Annotated in this window: 1 protein-coding gene; it reads right to left on the reverse strand. The window is 53.2% G+C overall.

Going from position 1 to position 425, the window contains the following annotated elements; genetic code table 11:
• Positions 1-201: 201 nt before the first annotated feature.
• A partial coding sequence (locus BVI061214_RS00135; protein WP_211256761.1) for a hypothetical protein occupies positions 202-425 on the reverse strand: 224 nt, incomplete at its 5' end.

The following is a 425-nucleotide window of genomic DNA, read 5'->3' on the forward strand; positions in this document are numbered from 1 at the left end:
GGAAAAGTTCGTGAAGGAAAGAGCAAAGCTTTTCTTATCGCATTTGGGGAGAGGGAGGGGTGGAACTTTTCCCCGAGGACTCCCCCATAGGGAAATGTAAACGGCAGGGTCCCATTATAGATTGTTTGCACAAAAGGCTCTACTTGGGTTTTTGCCGTTGGGAAGGGCGTTTTTACTAAGACGGCGGTTTACAAGTCAATGCTAGGGGACAACTTCCTCGGGGAAGAGCAGATCTAAAACAAAGTAGAAGAGGACCAGGGCCGGGAGAGAAAAGCCTATCACTTTAAGGGAGTTGAAGGCTACGCCCCTTCCCAAGACCTGGTAGGAGGCCAGCGTCGCGCCCACGCCCAGCAAAAACTGTAGCCAGGCCCAGCTGCTCCTCTGCTCAAGGAGGTAAGCGAAGAGCACCAGGGCAGCGGTTAGCC

Source organism: Thermus aquaticus, from assembly GCF_001280255.1.
Taxonomy (GTDB): Bacteria; Deinococcota; Deinococci; order Deinococcales; family Thermaceae; genus Thermus; species Thermus aquaticus.